Genomic DNA, 19,154 nt, shown 5'->3' with positions numbered 1-19,154 from the left:
TATCCCGTCCCGCGGCGGCGAGCGACTTAAGGATTGGTTACCCTCCCGACAGAAGGGCTCCGTCCGGTAGTCGGCCGATACCACCCGATTCAGAGCCGCAACCGGCGGGCCTCTCCCCACCGGGGCGCGAACTCGGCGGCGATGTCGGCCGCGAACTCGGGGTCCTTGAGGTCGATCACCGCGAGCGTCTCGTCCTCGGTGAGCGGGTGGGGGACCTCGATGCAGACTTCGGTGTCGTCGACGATCTCGAAGGTGCCGGTGACGTTCGCGCTCGTCCGCGTCTCGAAGTTCTCGTGGGGCTGGAGCGCCTCGCGGTAGCGCTCGCCGACGGCCTCGGGCAGCGCGTCGACCATCTCCGGCGTCAGCAGGACCGACACCGACACGCCCCGCTCCAGGGCGTCCTCCAGCGCGGCGGTGACGCGGGCGGCCACGTCGTCCATGTCGAACTGCTGGACCGGCGCCGACGCGACGACGACGATCCGCTCGTCGGCCGCGGTGAGCCGCTCGACCAGCAGATCCAGCGCCTCGCCCGGACCGACGCTGGCCGTCCAGAACGGCTCCTCGACGGGGTCGGTCCCGTCGAGCTCGTCGGTCAGGTCATCGACGATGTCCTCGTACTGCTCGACCTGCTGTTCGAGCTCCCGTTTCTTGGCGTCCAGCAGCCGGTCCAGGGCCGTGTCGGACTCGACGGCGACGTACTTCTTCGGCCGGCTCGCCGTCTGACTGCGCGCCAGGCTCTGTGTCTCCAGGCTGTTGAGCACGTCGTAGATCCGCCCCATCGGTACGTCGCTCGCCCGCGAGAGCTCCTTCGCGGTCGTGGGCCCCGACTCCAGCAGGGCGCGGTAGGCCCGCGCCTCGTACTCCGAGAGGCCCAGGTCTCTCAGACTCGCCATTACCCCACCCTGGCGCCGCCCAAACAAAAAACAACGGGTGAATTTACGACCGGGCGACGGCCCCGGCGGGCGAACCCCGGCGTCAGCCCGTCAGGACGGTTTCGAGTTCGTCGGGGCTGCTCGCGCGGTCCTCGGCCTCGCCGTCGGCGAGGACGACCGCCTCGCCCTCGCCCGCGCGGTCGTCGGCGGGCGCGACGACGGTCTCGTGGTCGGCCAGCCGCAGCGCGGCGCGGTGGAGGTCGCTCCCGGCCTCGGTGCCGACGGCGACCACGCGGGGGTCGCGCAGGCGGGCCACGGCGGAGGCGTAGGTCGCCACCTCGACGCCCATCCGGTCGGTCGCGCCGGCGAACGCCGACAGCGCCGCCTCGGCGGCTTCCCGATACCGGTCGTCGTCGGTCAGCAGCCAGGTCTCGACCAGCGCGTCGGCCGCGTCGACGTTCGTGTCCAGCGGGTACAGCGGGCGGTCGAGCAGGCCTGCGCCCTCGCCCGGCCCGTCGCGGAACGCGCCCGCTTCGCCCTGCAGCGCGTCGATGGCGTAGTCGGCGACCGCCGTCATCGGCCCCGGTTCGCCCAGCACCGACGCACTCGTCGTCAGTCCCGACAGGACCCGCGCCTGCGAGGACAGGAGCCCGGCTTCGCCCACCTCGCCCGTCTCGGGGTCGCCGAAGTGGACGACGCTCCCGTCTTCGCCCACCAACTCGGCCAGGACGTGGTCGCGGGCGCGCTCGGCGTAGCGGCGGGCGCGCTCGTCGTCGGTGTACGCGGCCAGCGTGAGCAGCCCGTCGACGGCGACGCCGTTGTGGCCGGCGAAGACCGTCCCGTCGACCGGCGGCGCCTCGCCGTCCTCGCGCTCGGTCGCCTCCTGGCGGTAGTAGGCGTCGTTTCCGCCCTGGCTCGCCGCGAAGGCGTCACCGGTCCACAGGTCCGTCGTCAGGTACTCGACGGTGTCCTCGGCGGTCTCCCGATACGCGTCCTCGCCGGTGTAGCGGTAGCCGTGGGCGAACGCTCGCACCAGCGCCGCGTTCTCGTCGACGAGCTTCTCCCGCTGGGGCGACCCCCAGTTGCGGTTGTGCGAGAACCGATAGAAGCCGCCGTCGTAGGTGTCGAACAGCCGCGTCCGGACGGCTTCGAGCGTCCGGGTCGCCTGGTCGCGCGCTCGCACCAGCGCGAACTCGATGGTGCGCGGGAGCGGGAATTTTACATCTGTTCCCCACCCGCCGAACTCCTCGTCGTAGGCCGCGAGCAGCTGCTCGACCATGTGCTCCTCGACGCGGGCCGACAGCTCCCCCGTCGGCGGGTCGGCGTCGCCGAGCTGTCGGGGGATCGACCCCGCCGCCGCCCCCTTGCCGTCCCAGGTGCGCCGGACGGCGTCGAGTATCTCGCGGAAGCCGTCGACCCCGAGGAAGGTCGCGCCCGTGATAACCTCGCCGTCGGGTGTCGCGAACACCGTCGAGGGGAACCCGCCCATGTTGTAGCGGTCGCGGACGCGCGGCCGGCGGTCGACGTTCACCCGCACGGGGACGAAGCCGTCGTTGACGTTGGCGGCGATGCGGGGCTCCGAGTAGGTCGTCTCGTCCATCTCCCGGCAGTCCTCGCTCCAGGGCGCCCACAGCGACAGTAAGACGGGTTTGCCCGCCCGCTCGGCGGTCGCGAAGGCGTCCTCGCCCCACTCGCGCCATTCGACTTTCGTCGCGTCCGCTGAATCGTCCATACCCCGGATTGGAACTCGCCCCGGTAAGGCTCACTGATCGGGCCTCGCCGGCCAGAACGGGTGGCGCGTGCTGTCGAGCGTGTCCGCCTCATGGCGGACCGCTCGAAACAGTCACGCGAGGGATGAGACGCGCAGGAGCCTGCGACGAGCATCGAATCGGCTGGGGAGGTGTGAGGCCGTCTGCGGTTGCTGTTGCGGTTGCAGGACGATCGCGACGCTGTGCGGTCCTGGCGGACTGAAAGGGCGAGGCGCGCTCGCGTGCAGTTCAGTCGCCCGAGCGACCGCTATCCGCGCGGGCGGTGCGGAGAGCGCGGATATGTCGCTCGGCGACCGCGAGCGCGTCGAGGGCTTTCATCGCGTGCCGTCGAGTACGGTCGAAACACCGGCTAGCGAGCGCGTCGAGGGCTTTCATCGCGTGCCGTCGAGTACGGTCGAAACACCGGCTAGCGAGCGGATTCCGGACGCGCGATATCCGAAGCCACCGACCCGGTTCGACCGAGATCACTGCCGCTCGTAGGTCACGAACGACAGTTCCCCCTCGTCCTCCCGGTCGACTTCGACCCACGCCGCCGGGTCCCACTCCGGGAACCGGGTGTCGCCCTCGGGTTCGCCCGGGACCGCCGTCAGCACCAGCCGGTCGGCCCGGTCCAGAAACGCCTCGTAGACGGTCGCGCCGCCGGCGACGAACGTGGTCTCCGCTCCGGTCTCGGCGGCGGCCGCCGAAGCGGCCTCGACCGCCGCGTCGACGCTCCCGACTTGCACGACCTCGTCGGGCGCTTCCAACCCGGAGCGCGTCAGCACGACGTTGGTCCGCCCGGGCAGCGGCCCGCCCAGCTGGCCGGCGATCGACTCGTAGGTCACCCGGCCCATGATCACCGGATGGCCCATCGTCGTCTGCTTGAAGTGGGCGAGGTCGGCGGGGTAGTGCCACGGCATCTCGCCCTCGTCGCCGATGACGCGGTTCTCCGCGACGGCGGCGATCAGCGCGATCTCCATCGACGCGGCCTCCCCCGGTTCGGCGCCCGTCTCGGCCCGTTCGGCGTCGGCCATCACTCGCCCCCCATCACTCGGCGACCGCGAAATCGAGCCCCGGTGCGGGGTCGTAGTCGCGCACCGCGATGTCCTCGTAGGTCAGATCGTCGATCGGCTTGTCGGCCACCTCGATCGTCGGGCGCTCGCGGGGTTCCCGGGTCAGTTGCTCCAGCAGGTTCGGGACGTGGTCGGCGTTGTCTTTCCCGGGCTCGGCGGGCGCCTCGGTCAGGACCCAGTCCTTGACGGCGGCGTAGCCCTCGCGGTCGTCGACGGCGACCATCCGCTCGCGCAACTCCTCGCGGTTGGCCTCGTACCACTCGCCGCGGGCTCCCTCGCCGCAGTAGGCGTGGGCGTCGACGACCGAGTGCGAGAAGCTCCCGACCTCGAAGCCCGTCCGCTGCGCGACGATGTGGGTCACCAGCGAGTAGGCGGCGATGTTGAACGGGATGCCCAGCGCGATGTCGCCCGAGCGCTGGGTCAGGTGGAGGTTCAGGCGGTCGCCCTGGACGTTGAACACGAACGTGTAGTGACACGGCGGGAGCGTGCTGACGGCGGCGTTGGCGGGGTGCCAGGCGTTGACGACGATGCGTCGCGACTGGGGGTTCTCCCGGAGGGTGTCCAGCACGTACTGGAACTGGTCGAAGGTGTTCTCGCCGTCGTTCACCCAGCGGTGGGAGTCGTCGGGCCAGGACTCCCCCTCCAGTCCCTCCTCGGGGATCGGGTACCGGCGCCAGAAGCGGCCGTAGGCGGTGTCGAGGCGCCCCTCGTCGTCGGCCCAGGCGTCCCAGATCTTCGTCTCCTCGCGGAGGTCTCGGATGTGCTCCTCGCCGGAGAAGTACCAGAGCAGTTCGTGGATGAGGGAGTTCCAGCGGTAGCCCGACAGATCCTTGGTCGTCAGGAGCGGGAACCCCTCCTGGAGGTCGACCTCGTAGTGCGCGCCGAACGTCGAGAGGGTGTCCACGCCCGTCCGGTTGGGCTTGTAGGTGCCATGGGCGATGGCCTCCCGGACGAGATCGAGATACTGCTGCATCTTTGCGGGTACCACCGTCCGGGGGCGCTTAGCGTCTGCGGTTCCGGCGGTCGGGACGGCCGGCGCCGTGACCGCTCAGTCCTCGGCCGCGAGCACCAGCACGTGCCGAACCAGCGACCGGTGAACCCGCCGCTCGAAGTGTTCCTCGACGGTCCACCCGGCGTCGGCCGCTTCCCGTTCCCACGACCGGTCGGCGACGACGACCGCACGGGAAGCGACTCGTTGCGCCTCCGCGAGCGCGCTCCCGACGAGGTCCGAAAGCGAGTCGCCCTCGATCTTCGACTGGCGGCCGTAGGGCACGTCGAAGACGGCGGCGTCGGCGAAGCCGTCGGCGAACGGCAGCCGCGTCACGTCGCCGCGACACACCGCGAAGTCGCAGTCGTCGCCGAGCGCGTCGCGCAGGTTCGCGCGCGTCCCGCGGGCCATCTTCGCCTGGGCGTCCGAGCCGACGGCGCGCGCGCCGACCAGCCCGGCTTCCAGCAGCAGGCCGCCGGTCCCGCACATGGGGTCGACGACGGTCGCGCCCTCCCGCGCGCCGGCGATGTTGACCAGCGCGCGGGCGAGCATCGGGTCCATGCTCCCCGGCTGGAAGAACGGCCGGTCGGTGGGGCGACGGTCGCCGAACCCGCGCTCGCTCTCGGCCGTGAGCCAGCCGAGGACGCAGACGCCCGTGCCGTCGGTGTCGGAGCCGTCGGCCGGTTCGGCGTTCTCCGCCGTGCTCTCGGCGCCGGGCGGGCCGGCGAACAGCGCGCGCAGTTCGTGGTCGGGGTCGTCTAGGTCGACGGGAAAACCGCGGTCGACGAGGACCTGGCCCAGCTCGCGCTCGACGCGCTGGGTGTCGACGCCGGTCGTCGCGCGCACGTCGACGGCGCGGACGGCGACCGTCCCCTCGCGGTCGACCGTCGAGGCGTTGAGGAGCGCGCGGGCGCTCGCCGCGTCGGGGTCGCAGTGGCCGACCACCTCGCTCGCGCGGTGGACGAAGGCCAACTCGCGGACGCGGTCGGTCACCGCGCGCGCGGTCGCCAGCCCCGCGCCGACGACCTCGACCCCCGCGGCGGCGCTCGCGGCCTCACAGGCCGCGAAATCGTCGTCCTGCCCGCCCAGTTCGAGGACGTACACGCCCGACAGTCGCCCGCCGCCGGCCAAGAACCCACCGGTGCTCGCCGGCGACCGTTCCCCACCCGAACACTCCGCCCGCCGGACCCCGACCCCTGATAAAACCGCCCCTCACCCCCACTAAAAGGCGTTTTTAGGCGTCGTTCGGGTCGAGAACCTAAGCGAGGTGACCCGTCCGCGTTCGTGACGTATCAACGCCCCGTATGAAAGTTTATAAGCCTTAAATACAACGTTTAAGTCGAGACATGGTTGACCCCAAGGAGACAATCAATATCGAAAACGTCGTCGCCTCGACTGGAATCGGGCAGGAGCTCGACCTACAGAGCGTGGCGATGGACCTGGAGGGGGCGGACTACGACCCCGAGCAGTTCCCCGGCCTCGTCTACCGCACGCAGGAGCCCAAGTCGGCGGCGCTGATCTTCCGTTCGGGCAAGATCGTCTGCACCGGCGCCAAGAGCACGGACGACGTCCACGAGAGCCTCCGCATCGTCTTCGACAAGCTCCGGGACCTGAACATCCAGGTCGACGACGACCCGGAGATCGTCGTCCAGAACATCGTCACGAGCGCGGACCTGGGCCGCAATCTGAACCTCAACGCGATCGCCATCGGTCTCGGCCTGGAGAACATCGAGTACGAGCCCGAGCAGTTCCCCGGCCTCGTCTACCGGCTGGACGACCCCGACGTGGTCGCGCTGCTCTTCGGCTCCGGGAAGCTCGTCATCACCGGCGGCAAACAGCCCGAGGACGCCGAGGAAGCGGTCGACAAGATCGTCTCCCGGCTGGAAGACCTGGGCCTGCTGGAGTAGTCGCGACTCCGCAGCGGTCCGCTCCGCCTCGCCCCGCGCCGAACCACCTGCGCTCGCGACGCTCGGCCGTCCGCGATAGCAGGCTACAAACCGCCGCCCTGCCTATCGCCGCCATGGACCTCGTAGCGCTGCTCTCGGTCGAGACGCCGGCCGCGCTCGCGCCGCTCCAGACCGACGCGACGGGCGGCGGTATCTTCGCGCTGGTCGTCACCTTCCTGCTCACCGCCCTCTTCTACGCCGTGACGCTGCACCTCGCCGCGACCTTCTTCATCGGCGACGTGCCCAGCCAGCGGGCCGCCTACGTCGGGCCGGTCCCCGCGGTCGTCTCGCTGCTGCTGGGTCGCTACGGCGTCGACAGCATCGGGTTCGTATCTCCGGGACTCGGGATCATCATCGTGTTGCTGGTGACGCTCCTCGCCGACGCCATCGCGATCAGCGTCTCCTACCGGATCTCCTGGCGACCGGCCGCCGTCCTCACCGCGCTCCACCTCGCCTTCGCGGCCGTGCTGGGTTTCGCCCTGAACAACATCTTCGGGTTCTTCTGAAGGGCTGTGGGACCGGCGTGTCCGCTCCACCGGCCGCTCGATCCCGGTGGCGAACGCGTCGGTCGCACCCGAGTCGGACGGCGAGCGTGAATTTAAGCGTGGAGACGACTCATCTCGGAGTGATGGGGACGGACATCTCGAACCGCGTTCGCGAAATCGCCCGTCACCGCGACTTCGACGAGTCGTCGATCATCGAGCAGGCGCTGGAGCGCGGGCTCGACGATCTCTGGGAGGACGTGGTCGTCGCCCGGTATCTCGACGGCGAACTCGCCCGTGAGGAGGCCGTCGCGGAAGTGGGCGAGGCGGCAGTCGAACGTGCGGACGCGGCGCGCGACGCGGTCGACGATGACATCGAGTGGGCGTTCGGCGAGGACACCGCGTGAGTCGGGACCGTCGCGTCGTAGCGGACACCGGACCGCTGATCCACCTCTCGGAAGCGGACGCCCTGCACTTGCTCGGCCAGTTCGCGACAGTACTCTTCCCGAGACGGTGTTCGAAGAGTTGCGGCGGGGCGGCGTCCCGGCCGCGGTCGAATCACTCGACTACGAACGCAGGCGAGTCGACGTGGCCGGAGACCGATGGCCCGAACTCGATCCGGGAGAGACGGCGGCGCTCGCGCTCGGCGAGCGGGTAGATGCGACAGTGCTGACCGACGACCTCGACGCGCGCCGACAGACGGACGAACTCGACCTCGAAGTCCACGGATCGATCGGGATCGTCCTCGCCGCGTACGCCGACGGCCGGCTCGTCGCAGCGGATGCGAAGACGAAGATCCGAGCGCTCGAACGCGATAGCACCCTCTACCTCTCGGATCCGCTCGTGACGCGAGCGCTCGACCGTATCGACCGCGAGGAGAGCGACGGCGACTGACTACTCCACCAGCCGCTCGATCTCGGTGACGAGCACGTCGCTCGCACCCACTTCCTTGAGCGCGTTGATCGTCTCGAACACAGCCCGCTCGTTCACGACGGCGTGGACCGCCACGTCCTCCTTGCCGGCGATGTCCATCACCGTCGGGCCGCCCATGCCTGGCAGAACCTCCTTCACGTCGTCCAGCCGGTCCTCGGGGACGTTCATCATCAGATAGCGCTTGTCCTCCGCCGAGAGGACGGATTCGAGCGCCATGCGGATCTGCTGGACCTTCTCGTCGTCGGCCACGTCCTCGCGGGCGAACAACCGCACAGAGGACTCCAGCACGTCGGCGATCTCCGCGAGGCGGTTCATCCGAAGCGTGGTACCCGTCGAGGTGATGTCGACGATGGCGTCGGCGATGTCGACGTGCGGCGTGAGTTCCGTCGCGCCCGAGACCTCCGCGATGTCCACCTCGATATCGCGCTCGGCGAAAAAGTCGCGGGTGACGTTCGGGAACTCCGTGGCGACGGTGCCTCCGTCGAGATCCTCGACGGCTTCGATGTCGCCGTCCTCGGGCGCCGCGAGGACGAGTCGGCACGAGCCAAAGTCCAGATCGAGCAGGTCGACGAGCTCGTCGGTGTCGGACTCCTCGGCCTGGTCGAGGCCCGTGATCCCCACGTCGGCGGCGCCGTCGGCGACGTACTCGGGGATGTCGGCGGCGCGGGCGTAGAGGACGGTCACGTCGGGGTCCACAGTTTGAGCGTAGAGCTTCCGGTCGGCCCCGTCGACGACGTGGAGGCCGGCCCGGTCCAGCAGATCGATCGCCGGGTCGTGCAAGCGACCCTTGTTGGGGACGGCGATGCGCATACACCTACTGAACGGGCCGCGGGCAACTGTCTTTCCCTCTCCCGGCGGTGAGCGCCGGCCGGAAATCGGCGCGAGGATTTAACCCGGAGAGCGGGACCACCAGTTTCCATGGTCGCAGTCAGCACGACCGGCGGTATCGCGTACGGCCTCAAGACGACGCTCTCGTTCGGGCTCGTCGGACTCGTGGCGCTCGTCTGTACCCTCGCGGGGACGAACCTCGTCACCGGATCTATCTACGCCGGCTACGGCGGGCTGGAGGTGACACGGTGGGGACAGCTACTCGGTGGCAGTCTCCTGTCCGTCACCGGCCTCCTCGCGCTGTACGGCGCCACGTTCGGCGTGCTCTACAAGGTCGTCGCCGACGGCGTCCGCCGGGGCAACGACCGGGCGGTGTGAGTGAACGTGACGACACGCAAACGTTTTCGGTCGGCGGATCTCACTGCTGTCTATGATCGCCCTCCCCGGTCCCGGTACGAGCGTCCGCACCTTGATTCCGACACCGCTCCAGTCAGCCGGCGAGGCCGCGATCGGGTCGATCGTAGCGCTCGCCGCCGTCTCGTTGGTCGCCGCGCTCGCGTACTTCCTATACGGCCGCCGGTTTCGGGCCGCCGAGGACACGACTGCGGCGCTGTCGCGCGTCCGGCGAGCGTTCCGGTTCGGCTTCCCCGTCACGTACGTACTCGCGCTCGTCGCGATGGCCGGAGTCGGGTGGATCGATGCGGCCGACGGCGCCGTCGAGGCGCTCCTCGGCGACGGGTCGGTGGTCGGCGACGCCCTGACGCTGGCCGTCGTGCTGGTCGGCCCGAGCGGCGCCGTCTTCGCCGGATACTTCGGCGCGTTACCGACCGTTCGCGACTTGCGCGACGTGGACGTGTCCGCTGCGACGGTCGCGGCGCGTCTCGCCCGCTGGACCGCCGGAGTCGTCGTCGTCGTGACGCTGGTCTTCGTCGCGATCGGAACGGTTGGGGACGGCGTCACGACCGCTCCGGGGTTCGTGGCTACGGTCTTCGGGCTGCTCGTGCTCTCCTGGCTGGGGTCGCCGTGGCTCGTTCGACTCCTGCAATCGACCCGCGCGCCCACCGAGGCGGAGCGCGAGCGTCTCGCCCGTCTCTGCGAGGCGGCCGGCCTCGACGTTCGGAAGGTCCGCGTCCTCGAAGTCGCCGACGCGAAGCAGGCGCTCGCACTCGTCCGCGGCCTGCCCGAGCGCCGACACCTCTTCGTCAGCGACTACCTACTCTCGGAACTCGACGACGAGCACCTCCGGGGGTGTCTCGCGCTTCAGGCCGGCCGAGCGCGCGTCGCTCATCTCGAAGCGCGCGCTACGGTCGTGGTCGGCACCGTGGTGTTCGCGGCGGGACCGCTGGTCGGAGTCATCACGGTTCCGGGTGTGGGCGGTGGGACCGTCGCGCTCGTCGTCTTCCTCGCCGGCGTGCTCGCGCTGTGGGCCGGCCGGCGACTGGTCTACCGCGCCGACGCCTACGCGGCCGACCGGACGAGCCGCGAGACCGTGGAGTCGACGATCCGTGGGCTCGCCGATCTCAACGACGCGCCGATGGAGTGGGGTCGCCTGACCGCCCTCCGCCGGATGGAGCCGTCGCTGAACCGGCGGATCGACCGACTGCGGGACCGCGCGGCTCGGGAGTGAGCCCCTCCTCGCGCCGCCGCGGAAGGAACAGATTCACGCACCCGCCGCGAAAACTCCCGAGACATGAGCGACCTCCTCGTCGCGGGCGGACAGGTACTGCGACCCGATCTCACCGTCGAGCGGGCGGACGTGCTGGTCGACGGCGAGACGGGCGACATCGCCGACGTGGCCGAGCCCGGCACCGTCGACGCTCCCGAGACCCTCGACGCGAGCGACGGCCTGGTGATCCCGGGGCTGGTCAACGCCCACACCCACGTCGCGATGACGCTGTTGCGCGGCTACGCCGACGACAAGCCGCTGGACGCGTGGCTGCAGGAGGACATCTGGCCGGTCGAGGCCGAACTCACCGCCGACGACATCGAGGCCGGCGCCGAGCTGGGCATCGTCGAGATGATCAGGTCGGGAACCACCGCGTTCTCGGACATGTACTTCCACGTCGACCGGATCGCCGACGCGGTCGAGCGCGCCGGCGTCCGCGCGGTGCTGGGCCACACGGCCGTCACCGTCGGCAAGGACGACGAGGCCGCGCGGGCGGACTGCCAGCGGAGCCTCGACGTGGCGAACGAACTGGACGGCGCCGCCGACGGACGGGTCGCGACGACGTTTCAGCCCCATTCGCTGACCACCGTCGGCGAGGAGTACCTCCGGGAGTTCGTCCCGAAGGCCCGCGAGGCCGACCTCTCGATCCACTTCCACGCCAACGAGACCGAGAACGAGGTCGACCCCATCGTCGACGAACACGGGGTTCGACCCCTCGAATACGCCGACGACCTCGACCTGCTGGGCGAGGACACCTACGTCGCCCACGGCGTCCACGTCGACGAGGCCGAGATCGACCTGCTGGCCGACACCGGGACCGGCGTCGCCCACTGCCCGGCGTCGAACATGAAACTCGCCAGCGGGATGGCGCCGGTGCAGGCCCTCCGTGAGGCGGGCGTGACCGTCGGGATCGGCACCGACGGCGCGGCCTCGAACAACGACCTGGACGCCTTCGACGAGGTGCGCGACGCGGCGATGATCGGCAAGCTCGCCGCCGAAGACGCCAGCGCCGTCCCCGCTGAGGCGGTCGTCGAGATGGTCACGCGGGGCGGCGCCGACCTGCTGGGATTCGACGGCGGCCGCGTCGCGGCGGGCTCCAACGCCGACCTCGCCGTCGTCGACCTGACGGCGCCCCACTTGACGCCCGCTCACGACCTCGTGAGCCACCTCGCCTACGCCGTCCGCGGCGGCGACGTGCGCCACACGGTCTGTGACGGCGAGGTGGTGATGCGCGACCGCGAGGTGTTGACGCTCGACGAGAGCGCTGTGCGCGAACGAGCGAGCGAGCACGCCCGGGACCTGGTCGGGCGCGCCGAAGGCGACGCGTAGGGCGGCCGACCGACGGCGGACCGGGAGGGGGATTCTTGTTCGCTCGGCTACGTCTTCTCGACTATGGTCGAGCCGGCGGGGTTGTTCGTCGTCTGTATCGGACTCTACGTCGCGTACGTGGCCAGAGCGATCGCCGCCCGGGTCGGGACGGGCGTCGAAGGGCGCGGCAGTTCCGGCGCGGACGTCGCGATGGTTCGCCTCGTCGGCGGAGCGATCGCGGTCTACGGCGGCTACGTCCTCCTGACCGGGTGACGGCGCCCCTGCCGGGCCGTCCGCTCAGAACGGGTAGTTGAAGTAGAGGTACCCGACCGCGGCCAGCACGACCGCCGCGACCGACGCTCCGAGGACGGCGTCGGCCAGCGCACCGACGACGAGCGCGGGGACGAGGAAGACGACGAGCCACAGCGCGTACGAGTCCGTCGGGATCTCGCGAAGGTTCATGCCCGTGTCTCGCCCATCGGATCGGAAAACGCTTCGCATCCGTCGGATCGACTGTTACCGGCCCGAACGGCACGCGAGAGCGCCGCGAGAGCGACGACGAGTCGGTCCACCGGTCAGGGGAACTCCATGGGGAGTCGCCGGCGGTCGTCGAGCAGCAACTCGACGACGGCCGTCACCTCGTCGAACCGCGCGCCGGGCTCGATCCGCTCGTGTTCGCGGTCGTAGTCGACGTATCCGTAGTCGGCCAGTTTCGGGAGGTGCTGGTGGGTCATCCGCGTCAGATAGGTCCGCTCGTCGTCCCGCTTCGGGACCGTCTCGCGGAGGTCGAGAGGCAGTTCGTCTTCCCGGCGCTCCGCGAGCAGCCGAAGGAGACGACGGCGATGATACGTTCGAAGCGCGTCGAAGATACGGTCCGCTGCCGGGTCCGAAGCATCGCCTGTCTGCATGTGTCGTGTCCTTGCGCGCCCGCTCCGGAGAACCTGGTGGCTGATCCAGAAGCGGGTTTATGCCTCCCCGTCGAACCGGCTGCCGTCCACCGGATTCGCCGGCGATCCGACCTCCGCTTCGATGAGCTTTCGGACCCCGGCGCGGATGTGCTGAGAGAGCGACTGGGCCGTGATATCGAGGTCGGTCGCGAGCGCGTCGAGCGTGACCTCGCTCGGCGTCTCGAAGTAGCCGCGTGCGGCCGCGAGGCGCAGCGCCTCGCGTTGCTTCTCGGTGAGTTCTCCGTCGTCACAGTCGCATTCGGGGAGGTATATCCGTTCGACCTCGGGCGCTGTGTCGAGGTCGTGAAGTTTGCCGACGAGCGCCTCGAGCGCGTCGTGGTCGGGCACCCGGAGCCGCAGCCAGAACCCCTCGCCCGACGACTCGTTGTCCAGCATCGTGATGTTGTTGCGCCGGAAGTACGGGAACAGCATCTTCTCCTCCGGGAGCGGCGTGGTCGTCACCCGATACAGGCGGCGGCCGTCGAGCGCCGTGAGCGGGTCTAACTCGCGGACGTGCCGGTGGTCGGACGCGACCCGCTCGAACTCGTCGAACTCGCAGCCCCAGACCCACCAGAACAGGGCGTAGTGGTGGCCCCCCGACTCCACGAAGTAGTGCGCGCTCTCCAGCTCGGCCGTCAGACCGGGTACCGCCGCGAACAGATCCGCGAACAGCGGCGACTTTCGGATCGTCAGTTCGACGATCGGACTCATCTCTCGGTGGGTATCTCGACCATCGCCATTTGACGTTTGCGTACGAGACGTTCTCGTAACTGTCATTTCGGGCGAATCGGACGGTCAGATCCAGACGACCCCGACGGTCGAATCCGGTAGCCGGTACCGTTCGCGGTCTCGACACGGAGTCCGTCCCCGCCCCGGCGGCGCTCGGTGCTCGCCGGGTCGGAGGCGACGCGCTACCGCACCACTGCGGTGCCGGCGACGCGGTCGCCGATCCGGCGCGACTCGCCGGAGGCGAACACGGCGAGGATGCCGACGACGTAGAACGCCGGCAGCCAGTCCACGAGTCGGAGGACGTTCCGCACCGCGGCGGCGCGCAGCGACGGCGGCGAGCCGTCGCCGCCGGTCACCCGGATCTTGACGAGTGCTTTCCCGATGGTCCGCCCGTAGCGCCACTCCGCCAGGGTGTGATACCCCAGCGCCAGCGCGAACCAGAGAACGAACGCGACGAGGCCCGGCGTCCCGCTGAGCGACGCGTCGACGCCCTCGCTCGTGGTCGTGATATCGCCCGTGAGCGCCGCGATCGGGTAGATCGCGACGAACAGGAGGGCGAACCAGACGACGGCGTCGATGGCCATCGCCACGCCGCGGATACCGGGACCGCATCGCTCGAAACTGTCGTCCATATCTCGGTCTGGTCCGTCGCGAGGAAGTGCTTTGTCGTCCCGCGGGTCAGAACCCTCTCAGAACTCGTCGATGACGGGGATGCCGACCGTCTCGAAGTCGGTCATGTCGTCGAGGACGCGCGACACCTCGTCGAGGGAGATGCGCTCGGTGATGATCGCGGCGGGGTCGAGCTTCCCGGTCGCGACCATCCGGAAGATCTCGTCGTAGCGCTCGGGCGGCATCCCCAGCGCGCCCAGAAAGTCGATCTCGGCGGTGACCATCTCGTCGGTCGGCAGCGGGAGGGTCCCGCCGGCCTCCTTCGTCGTGAGCCCGACCTGGACGTGCTGGCCGGTCTTGCCGAGGCTCTCGACGGCGTTGCGGCAGGTGGTCTCGATGCCGAGCGCGTCCATCGACACGTCGGCGCCGCCGTCGGTGATCGCCCGAACCTCGGCGGCGGGGTCCTCGACCGTGCTCGCGTTGACGGTCTCGACGGCGCCCTGCTGTTCGGCGAAGTCGAGCTTCTCGTCCATCAGGTCGACGCCGACGACGTTGGCGCCGATGGCGTCGGCGATCTGGACGGCCGAGAGGCCGACGCCGCCGCAGCCGTGGACGACGAACCAGTCGCCGGCGCCCACGTCCGCCCGGTGGGCCAGCCCGTGGAAGGCGGTCATGAACCGACAGCCCAGCCCGGCCATGTCCACCGAGGAGACACCGTCGGGGAGGGTCACGAGGTTGTGGTCGGCGTGTGGGACCGGCACCTGCTCGGCGAACGCGCCCGGCGCGCTCGGCTGGAGGCCGAGCGCCTCGCGGTTCTCGCAGATGTTGGAGTGGCCGGTCCGACAGAGGTGACAGGAGCCGTCGCCGAGGTTGAAGGGAACGGCGACGTGGTCGCCCTCGGCGACGCCCGTTACCTCCTCGCCGACGGCGACGACGTGGCCGGCGGGTTCGTGGCCGAGGATGTGTCCCGGCACCGGGTCGAGGCCGCGCCACTCCCAGTCGCCCTGCCAGGCGTGCCAGTCGCTGCGGCAGACCCCGCAGGCCTCGACGGCGACGACCGCGCCGTGGGGGTCCGGCTCCGGGTCGTCGACCTCCCGCACGTCCAGCGGTTCGCCGTAGTCCGTGAAGACTGCTGCGCGCATACCCGAGCTATCGGCAGCGCCCGTCAAATACCCTCGTACCTGGAGTCGTCTCGGGTGTGAGTTCCAGTGGTGGCGGAGTGATCCGGTGTGACGACTACCGCCACCGATCGCCGGACCGCGAACGGCCCGAGAGCCTCCGCGACCGCAGCAGCCGACAGCACCGCAGACTCAACCGTGGTGCAGTACAGCGTGAAAGGGGCCGTGCTCTGCGGGAACCCGGCCGACGTAAGTGACGCGAGACCGGAGGTCTCGCTAATCTGAGGCCGTAGCCCTCAGACACTGGAACGAGCGGAGCGAGTGAAGCGCGCAGCGAGGTCGTCGGGCGGCTTTGCCGCCCGACTGCCCGAGGGACCTTCGGTCCCTCGCTGCCCGGGAGCGCAGAGCACGGGGGCTTTCACGCTGTTTGCGGAAGCGGTCGCTGCGGAAGCGATCGTCGCGGGAAGACGAAGGGAACAGCCCGTAAAAGAGACGAGAACGACAGGAAATCCTAGCCGCTGAACTTGTGGTAGTCGAGGCCCTTGTGTTTCATCTCGTTGTGCTTCTCTTCGAGGAAGGAGTAGACGGTGCCGTGGGGGGCGCCTTCGATGATCATCTCGGCGGCTTCGCGGACGGTGTCGACCTGTTCGGGGCCGCCGATGATACCGAGGGTAGAGCCGTAGATGACGACCGAGGCGCCGGACAGTTCCTCCATGAGCTCGCGGGTGCGGCCGTCTTCGCCGATGAGCCGGCCCTTGTGGCGCTGGAGGTCGTTGCGGTTGCGCGCGGCGGCGTCGATGTCGATGATGTCGAACATCATCATCTCGTCGTCGAGCAGGCGCATGGCCTCCTCGGGGGCGAACCCGCGGCCGATGGCCTTGACGATGTCCGGCCCCTTCAGCGCGGTGAGGGGGTCGCCGGTCTGTTCGACCTTGACCTGTCCCGTCTCGCTGTCGACGTCGAGTCGGACCTCGGCCCGGTCCTCGATCTCCCGTAGCGTCGCACCCCCTTCGCCGATGAGAACGCCGATCCGGTCCTGCGGAATCTTCACGTGTTGCATGCCTGACCGTAGGAGTCTCCGTCGGTTTAAGCCTTTGTTGGGCGAGCCACCGTGTGACGGGCACCCAGGGCGGCGCGCGGGCGACCCGGCCGCCGACCGGCCGCGGGACCGATACCGTCTTGTCGGACGGAGTGAACGATCGGGTGTAATGCAGTCGCTCACGGATCGCCAGTGGGGTGGACTCCTGATCGTCGCGGGGTTCGCCCTCGTGCTGAACCCGTTCGTCGTCGGTGCCCTCGATCTGGGCGACCCGGACAGCTACACGTACGAGCCGAAGGAAGTGACCTTCTACGACAACGGGACGTACGGCGCGCCGATCGGTGTCGACGAGATCGACCCGAGGGTCGCGTGTCTCGGTTATCCGTTGAGTCGGTCGTGCGCGCTCGAACGGGCGGTCCACGCGGACGGCGGGATCACGTCCGACGCGTATCCGCTCGCCGTCGTCCGATACGGTCGATACTACTACGTCCACGTCTGGGGTGAGGGTTTCTTCGACACCGAGGCCGAAGAGCTGGCGAACGGAACCGTCGAGTACGGGCTCGAACCGGTCGAACAGTCGCGAGTGCTCGACTCGATCGCGGTGTCGAGCGACGACGCCTCCCGCGGTGTCCGCAGGGCGCTTGAGACCGGGCAGTTCCGGACGAGCGACCCGCTCGACGACGCCGACGAACTCGTGGCCCACGACGGGAGCTACTACGTCGTCACCGAAGTGGCGTCCCGGACGACGACGGGCGAGCGCCGCGACATCGTGATCGCCCTCCAGTGGGTCGCCGGGATCGCCGGCGCGTTGCTCGTCCTCCGGGGCCAGCGCCGCCGGGTGGCCGCCGGGGGGTAGTCGTGGTGGCCGGGTGAGCCGGCACCGGACACCTCACTCGTACCGAAGCGCGTCGATCGGGTCGACCCGCGCCGCGCGCCACGCGGGGTAGAGCCCCGCGATCACGCCGGTGAGAACGCCCACGGCCACCGCGGCGGCGAACCACCCCGGCGCGAGTTCGAGGGGGATCTCGGCGTAGCGGGTGGCGACCCACCCGCCGGCGATCCCCAGCGGGACGCCGACGACGGCGCCGAGCGCACCGAGCAGGACCGCCTCGGCGAGAAAGAGCGCCATCACGTCGCGGCTGCGCGCGCCGACGGCCTTCATGATCCCGATCTCGCGGGTCCGCTCGGTGACGCTGACGAGCATGATGTTGGCGATGCCGACGGCGCCGACGATCAGCGCGATGACGGCGATGCCGGTGACGAAGCGGGTGAGCCGGGTGACGATGCGCTCGATGCTGTCGACTAGGTCGGCGTTGGTCCGCGCGGCGACCTCGTAGCCGTCGGGGACGAGTTGCGCGGCGTCCGAGCGAGGGCTGGCGAAGTACTCGCGGACGCGCTCCTGGGTGGCGGTGGTGTCGGCGGGGTCGGTGACGACGGTCACCTGCGAGTAGACCCGTTGATTGCTCACTGCGTTCGGGCTCTCGACGACCGACTGGTAGAACGGGTCGGCGGGGACGAACACCCGCGGCTGGTCGGTGAACGAACTGAAGGGGAGCTGGCCGCCGGTGCCGTTGACGACCCCGACGACGGTGACCTCGAACCGCTCGCCCGACGACCGGGTGATCGAGAGGTCGTCGCCCGTCGAGAGGTTGCCGGGGAAGAGTTGCGCGGCGGGGCGGTTGACGACCGCCTCGCTCGCGCCGTTGCGGAACGGTCGCCCGGACTCGAAGGTGGCCGTCTCGAAGGCGGTCGCGTTGGTCGCGGTGACCTGTCGCTGTGCGATGGTCTCGTTGTCGTGCGCGATCGCGCTGACGGGGACGATACCCCGCGGGACGACCCGCTGGACGCCCTCGATCTCGCGCAACTGGGAGAGGTCGTACTCGGTGAAGACGGGCTGGCCGGCGCCGCCGAAGCCCCCGCCCTCGCCGGCCTCGCTGGCGACGAGGTACACCTCGTTGGCACTGGAGCCCTCGATTTCGGACACTACGTCGGCCTTGAGGCTCGCGCCGAAGGTGGCGAAGGTAACGACTGCGGCGATACCGATGACGATGCCGACGACCGTCAGCGCCGCCCGGAGGCGATGCGAGCGGAGCGATCGCACGCTGATCCGCAGCGTCTCGGTCAGGTCCATCAGAGGGCCTCCACGTCCTCGATCACGCCGTCGCGGAAGTGGACGATGCGGTCGGCGTGCTCGGCGATGCGCCGCTCGTGGGTGACCAGCAGGATGGTGTTGCCGGCCTCGTGCAACTCGGCGAACAGGTCCATGATCTGCGCGCCCGTCTCGGTGTCGACGTTGCCGGTGGGCTCGTCGGCGAGCAGGAGCGCGGGGTCGGCCGCCAGCGCCCGGGCGATGGCGACGCGCTGGCGCTGGCCGCCCGACAGCTCCGAGGGTCTGTGGTCGAGGCGGTCGCCCAGGCCGACCCGGGAGAGGAGATCCGCGGCGCGCTCGCGGCGCTCGCCGCGGTCGACGCCCTGGAAGACCAGCGGGAGCGCGACGTTCTCGACGGCGGTCAGCCGGGGCATCAGGTTGAACGTCTGGAAGACGAACCCGACCGTCCGGCCGCGAGCGCGGGCGCGCTCGGCCTCGGACAGCGCCGCGATGTCCTGGCCGTCGAGCCGCACGGTGCCGCCGGTCGGGGTGTCGAGGCCGCCGACGAGGTTGAGGAGAGTGCTCTTGCCCGACCCGCTGGGGCCCATGACCGCAGTGTAGGAACCAGGGTCCAGAGTGAGCGAGACGTTCGACAGCGCCTCGACGGCGACGGCGCCCTCGTAGGTCTTGGTCACGTCCGCGAGTTCGACGACCGGGTCGCCGTCGCCCGGCGACGGGTTCGTCCCCGCGGGAGAGTCGGCCCCTGACACCTCCGTATC

General features: G+C 69.9%; 24 protein-coding genes. 10 read left to right on the top strand and 14 right to left on the bottom strand.

Annotated features, from left to right (window positions below; all coding sequences use genetic code 11):
* Nucleotides 1-89: 89 nt before the first annotated feature.
* Nucleotides 90-893 carry a TrmB family transcriptional regulator gene (locus tag HZS54_RS02910; protein ID WP_179920468.1) on the bottom strand — a complete coding sequence of 268 codons (804 nt, stop codon included), beginning with the start codon at nucleotides 891-893 and terminating at the stop codon, nucleotides 90-92.
* A gap of 82 nt (nucleotides 894-975) precedes the next feature.
* Entirely contained in the window at nucleotides 976-2,604 is a 1,629-nt protein-coding gene (locus HZS54_RS02905) for a DUF255 domain-containing protein (RefSeq protein WP_179920467.1), read from the bottom strand.
* A 316-nt stretch (nucleotides 2,605-2,920) separates the two neighbouring features.
* Between HZS54_RS02905 and HZS54_RS02900 the strand changes: the two genes are divergently transcribed.
* Nucleotides 2,921-3,121 carry a hypothetical protein gene (locus HZS54_RS02900; RefSeq protein WP_179920466.1) on the top strand — a complete coding sequence of 67 codons (201 nt, stop codon included), beginning with the start codon at nucleotides 2,921-2,923 and terminating at the stop codon, nucleotides 3,119-3,121.
* On the opposite strand, the gene HZS54_RS02895 is transcribed toward HZS54_RS02900, so the two are convergent.
* From HZS54_RS02895 to HZS54_RS02885, 3 genes are all read right to left on the bottom strand, one after another.
* Nucleotides 3,106-3,654, bottom strand: coding sequence for a dihydrofolate reductase (locus tag HZS54_RS02895; RefSeq protein WP_179920465.1), 549 nt, complete (start codon nucleotides 3,652-3,654; stop codon nucleotides 3,106-3,108). The genes HZS54_RS02900 and HZS54_RS02895 overlap by 16 nt on opposite strands.
* Before the next feature lie 13 nt (nucleotides 3,655-3,667).
* On the bottom strand, nucleotides 3,668-4,666 hold the full coding sequence (thyA, locus tag HZS54_RS02890; protein ID WP_179920464.1) for a thymidylate synthase: 999 nt from the start codon (nucleotides 4,664-4,666) through the stop codon (nucleotides 3,668-3,670).
* A gap of 75 nt (nucleotides 4,667-4,741) precedes the next feature.
* Complete coding sequence (locus tag HZS54_RS02885) at nucleotides 4,742-5,785, bottom strand: methyltransferase domain-containing protein (RefSeq protein WP_179920463.1); 1,044 nt, start codon at nucleotides 5,783-5,785, stop codon at nucleotides 4,742-4,744.
* A 242-nt stretch (nucleotides 5,786-6,027) separates the two neighbouring features.
* Here HZS54_RS02885 and HZS54_RS02880 point away from each other — a divergent pair, with 242 nt between their 5' ends.
* From HZS54_RS02880 to HZS54_RS02865, 4 genes are all read left to right on the top strand, one after another.
* A complete protein-coding gene (locus HZS54_RS02880) occupies nucleotides 6,028-6,588 on the top strand; it encodes a TATA-box-binding protein (protein WP_006882347.1) in 561 nt (186 codons plus the stop codon).
* Between the two features lie 113 nt (nucleotides 6,589-6,701).
* Nucleotides 6,702-7,133 (top strand): DUF7473 family protein, encoded by a 432-nt coding sequence (locus tag HZS54_RS02875; protein ID WP_246391758.1) that lies wholly within the window; start codon nucleotides 6,702-6,704, stop codon nucleotides 7,131-7,133.
* Between the two features lie 122 nt (nucleotides 7,134-7,255).
* Nucleotides 7,256-7,516 (top strand): hypothetical protein, encoded by a 261-nt coding sequence (locus HZS54_RS02870; RefSeq protein ID WP_179920462.1) that lies wholly within the window; start codon nucleotides 7,256-7,258, stop codon nucleotides 7,514-7,516.
* Nucleotides 7,479-8,003, top strand: coding sequence for a PIN domain-containing protein (locus HZS54_RS02865; protein WP_484496838.1), 525 nt, complete (start codon nucleotides 7,479-7,481; stop codon nucleotides 8,001-8,003). Before HZS54_RS02870 ends, HZS54_RS02865 begins: the two co-directional genes overlap by 38 nt.
* On the opposite strand, the gene hisG is transcribed toward HZS54_RS02865, so the two are convergent.
* Nucleotides 8,004-8,852, bottom strand: coding sequence for an ATP phosphoribosyltransferase (gene hisG, locus HZS54_RS02860; protein ID WP_179920460.1), 849 nt, complete (start codon nucleotides 8,850-8,852; stop codon nucleotides 8,004-8,006).
* 108 nt (nucleotides 8,853-8,960) lie between these two features.
* Here hisG and HZS54_RS02855 point away from each other — a divergent pair, with 108 nt between their 5' ends.
* From HZS54_RS02855 to HZS54_RS02840, 4 genes are all read left to right on the top strand, one after another.
* On the top strand, nucleotides 8,961-9,248 hold the full coding sequence (locus HZS54_RS02855; RefSeq protein ID WP_179920459.1) for a hypothetical protein: 288 nt from the start codon (nucleotides 8,961-8,963) through the stop codon (nucleotides 9,246-9,248).
* A 52-nt stretch (nucleotides 9,249-9,300) separates the two neighbouring features.
* Nucleotides 9,301-10,497, top strand: a complete 1,197-nt coding sequence (locus HZS54_RS02850) for a M48 family metalloprotease (RefSeq protein ID WP_179920458.1) — start codon at nucleotides 9,301-9,303, stop codon at nucleotides 10,495-10,497.
* Between the two features lie 63 nt (nucleotides 10,498-10,560).
* Nucleotides 10,561-11,865, top strand: a complete 1,305-nt coding sequence (locus HZS54_RS02845; protein ID WP_179920457.1) for an amidohydrolase — start codon at nucleotides 10,561-10,563, stop codon at nucleotides 11,863-11,865.
* 63 nt (nucleotides 11,866-11,928) lie between these two features.
* The gene (locus HZS54_RS02840; RefSeq protein ID WP_179920456.1) at nucleotides 11,929-12,117 is read left to right on the top strand and encodes a hypothetical protein; all 189 of its coding nucleotides are present in this window, start codon (nucleotides 11,929-11,931) and stop codon (nucleotides 12,115-12,117) included.
* 24 nt (nucleotides 12,118-12,141) lie between these two features.
* Here the strand turns inward: HZS54_RS02840 and HZS54_RS02835 are convergent, their stop codons facing one another.
* The 6 genes from HZS54_RS02835 to HZS54_RS02810 all read right to left on the bottom strand — a co-directional run bounded on the left by HZS54_RS02835 (nucleotide 12,142) and on the right by HZS54_RS02810 (nucleotide 16,307).
* Complete coding sequence (locus HZS54_RS02835) at nucleotides 12,142-12,306, bottom strand: hypothetical protein (protein WP_179920455.1); 165 nt, start codon at nucleotides 12,304-12,306, stop codon at nucleotides 12,142-12,144.
* A gap of 113 nt (nucleotides 12,307-12,419) precedes the next feature.
* Nucleotides 12,420-12,752 carry a transcriptional regulator gene (locus tag HZS54_RS02830; protein WP_179920454.1) on the bottom strand — a complete coding sequence of 111 codons (333 nt, stop codon included), beginning with the start codon at nucleotides 12,750-12,752 and terminating at the stop codon, nucleotides 12,420-12,422.
* Nucleotides 12,753-12,809: 57 nt separating this feature from the next.
* Nucleotides 12,810-13,502: a helix-turn-helix domain-containing protein gene (locus HZS54_RS02825; protein ID WP_179920453.1), complete on the bottom strand. Its 693-nt coding sequence runs from the start codon at nucleotides 13,500-13,502 to the stop codon at nucleotides 12,810-12,812.
* Nucleotides 13,503-13,702: 200 nt separating this feature from the next.
* Nucleotides 13,703-14,152: an RDD family protein gene (locus HZS54_RS02820; RefSeq protein WP_179920452.1), complete on the bottom strand. Its 450-nt coding sequence runs from the start codon at nucleotides 14,150-14,152 to the stop codon at nucleotides 13,703-13,705.
* Nucleotides 14,153-14,209: 57 nt separating this feature from the next.
* Nucleotides 14,210-15,271, bottom strand: coding sequence for a zinc-dependent alcohol dehydrogenase family protein (locus HZS54_RS02815; protein WP_179920451.1), 1,062 nt, complete (start codon nucleotides 15,269-15,271; stop codon nucleotides 14,210-14,212).
* Between the two features lie 487 nt (nucleotides 15,272-15,758).
* The gene (locus HZS54_RS02810; RefSeq protein WP_006882337.1) at nucleotides 15,759-16,307 is read right to left on the bottom strand and encodes a KH domain-containing protein; all 549 of its coding nucleotides are present in this window, start codon (nucleotides 16,305-16,307) and stop codon (nucleotides 15,759-15,761) included.
* Nucleotides 16,308-16,455: 148 nt separating this feature from the next.
* Between HZS54_RS02810 and HZS54_RS02805 the strand changes: the two genes are divergently transcribed.
* Nucleotides 16,456-17,142 (top strand): DUF8127 domain-containing protein, encoded by a 687-nt coding sequence (locus HZS54_RS02805; RefSeq protein WP_179920450.1) that lies wholly within the window; start codon nucleotides 16,456-16,458, stop codon nucleotides 17,140-17,142.
* A gap of 33 nt (nucleotides 17,143-17,175) precedes the next feature.
* On the opposite strand, the gene HZS54_RS02800 is transcribed toward HZS54_RS02805, so the two are convergent.
* Both HZS54_RS02800 and HZS54_RS02795 read right to left on the bottom strand, forming a co-directional pair.
* Entirely contained in the window at nucleotides 17,176-18,417 is a 1,242-nt protein-coding gene (locus tag HZS54_RS02800) for an ABC transporter permease (RefSeq protein WP_179920449.1), read from the bottom strand.
* The gene (locus HZS54_RS02795; RefSeq protein WP_179922917.1) at nucleotides 18,417-19,145 is read right to left on the bottom strand and encodes an ABC transporter ATP-binding protein; all 729 of its coding nucleotides are present in this window, start codon (nucleotides 19,143-19,145) and stop codon (nucleotides 18,417-18,419) included. The genes HZS54_RS02800 and HZS54_RS02795 overlap by 1 nt, the downstream gene beginning before the upstream one ends.
* Between the last annotated feature and the right edge of the window lie 9 nt (nucleotides 19,146-19,154).

The organism is Halosimplex pelagicum (assembly GCF_013415905.1).
Classification (GTDB): Archaea; Halobacteriota; Halobacteria; order Halobacteriales; family Haloarculaceae; genus Halosimplex; species Halosimplex pelagicum.
This window is presented reverse-complemented; position numbering and strand designations above follow the sequence as displayed.

Bases quoted from the DNA above. Each gene is read 5' to 3' on its own strand.
- HZS54_RS02910 (WP_179920468.1), bottom strand. From the start codon at position 893: ATGGCGAGTCTGAGAGACCTGGGCCTCTCGGAGTACGAGGCGCGGGCC.
- HZS54_RS02905 (WP_179920467.1), bottom strand. From the start codon at position 2,604: ATGGACGATTCAGCGGACGCGACGAAAGTCGAATGGCGCGAGTGGGGC.
- HZS54_RS02900 (WP_179920466.1), top strand. From the start codon at position 2,921: ATGTCGCTCGGCGACCGCGAGCGCGTCGAGGGCTTTCATCGCGTGCCG.
- HZS54_RS02895 (WP_179920465.1), bottom strand. From the start codon at position 3,654: ATGGCCGACGCCGAACGGGCCGAGACGGGCGCCGAACCGGGGGAGGCC.
- thyA (WP_179920464.1), bottom strand. From the start codon at position 4,666: ATGCAGCAGTATCTCGATCTCGTCCGGGAGGCCATCGCCCATGGCACC.
- HZS54_RS02880 (WP_006882347.1), top strand. From the start codon at position 6,028: ATGGTTGACCCCAAGGAGACAATCAATATCGAAAACGTCGTCGCCTCG.
- HZS54_RS02875 (WP_246391758.1), top strand. From the start codon at position 6,702: ATGGACCTCGTAGCGCTGCTCTCGGTCGAGACGCCGGCCGCGCTCGCG.
- HZS54_RS02870 (WP_179920462.1), top strand. From the start codon at position 7,256: ATGGGGACGGACATCTCGAACCGCGTTCGCGAAATCGCCCGTCACCGC.
- HZS54_RS02865 (WP_484496838.1), top strand. From the start codon at position 7,479: ATGACATCGAGTGGGCGTTCGGCGAGGACACCGCGTGAGTCGGGACCG.
- hisG (WP_179920460.1), bottom strand. From the start codon at position 8,852: ATGCGCATCGCCGTCCCCAACAAGGGTCGCTTGCACGACCCGGCGATC.
- HZS54_RS02855 (WP_179920459.1), top strand. From the start codon at position 8,961: ATGGTCGCAGTCAGCACGACCGGCGGTATCGCGTACGGCCTCAAGACG.
- HZS54_RS02850 (WP_179920458.1), top strand. From the start codon at position 9,301: ATGATCGCCCTCCCCGGTCCCGGTACGAGCGTCCGCACCTTGATTCCG.
- HZS54_RS02845 (WP_179920457.1), top strand. From the start codon at position 10,561: ATGAGCGACCTCCTCGTCGCGGGCGGACAGGTACTGCGACCCGATCTC.
- HZS54_RS02840 (WP_179920456.1), top strand. From the start codon at position 11,929: ATGGTCGAGCCGGCGGGGTTGTTCGTCGTCTGTATCGGACTCTACGTC.
- HZS54_RS02835 (WP_179920455.1), bottom strand. From the start codon at position 12,306: ATGAACCTTCGCGAGATCCCGACGGACTCGTACGCGCTGTGGCTCGTC.
- HZS54_RS02830 (WP_179920454.1), bottom strand. From the start codon at position 12,752: ATGCAGACAGGCGATGCTTCGGACCCGGCAGCGGACCGTATCTTCGAC.
- HZS54_RS02825 (WP_179920453.1), bottom strand. From the start codon at position 13,502: ATGAGTCCGATCGTCGAACTGACGATCCGAAAGTCGCCGCTGTTCGCG.
- HZS54_RS02820 (WP_179920452.1), bottom strand. From the start codon at position 14,152: ATGGACGACAGTTTCGAGCGATGCGGTCCCGGTATCCGCGGCGTGGCG.
- HZS54_RS02815 (WP_179920451.1), bottom strand. From the start codon at position 15,271: ATGCGCGCAGCAGTCTTCACGGACTACGGCGAACCGCTGGACGTGCGG.
- HZS54_RS02810 (WP_006882337.1), bottom strand. From the start codon at position 16,307: ATGCAACACGTGAAGATTCCGCAGGACCGGATCGGCGTTCTCATCGGC.
- HZS54_RS02805 (WP_179920450.1), top strand. From the start codon at position 16,456: ATGCAGTCGCTCACGGATCGCCAGTGGGGTGGACTCCTGATCGTCGCG.
- HZS54_RS02800 (WP_179920449.1), bottom strand. From the start codon at position 18,417: ATGGACCTGACCGAGACGCTGCGGATCAGCGTGCGATCGCTCCGCTCG.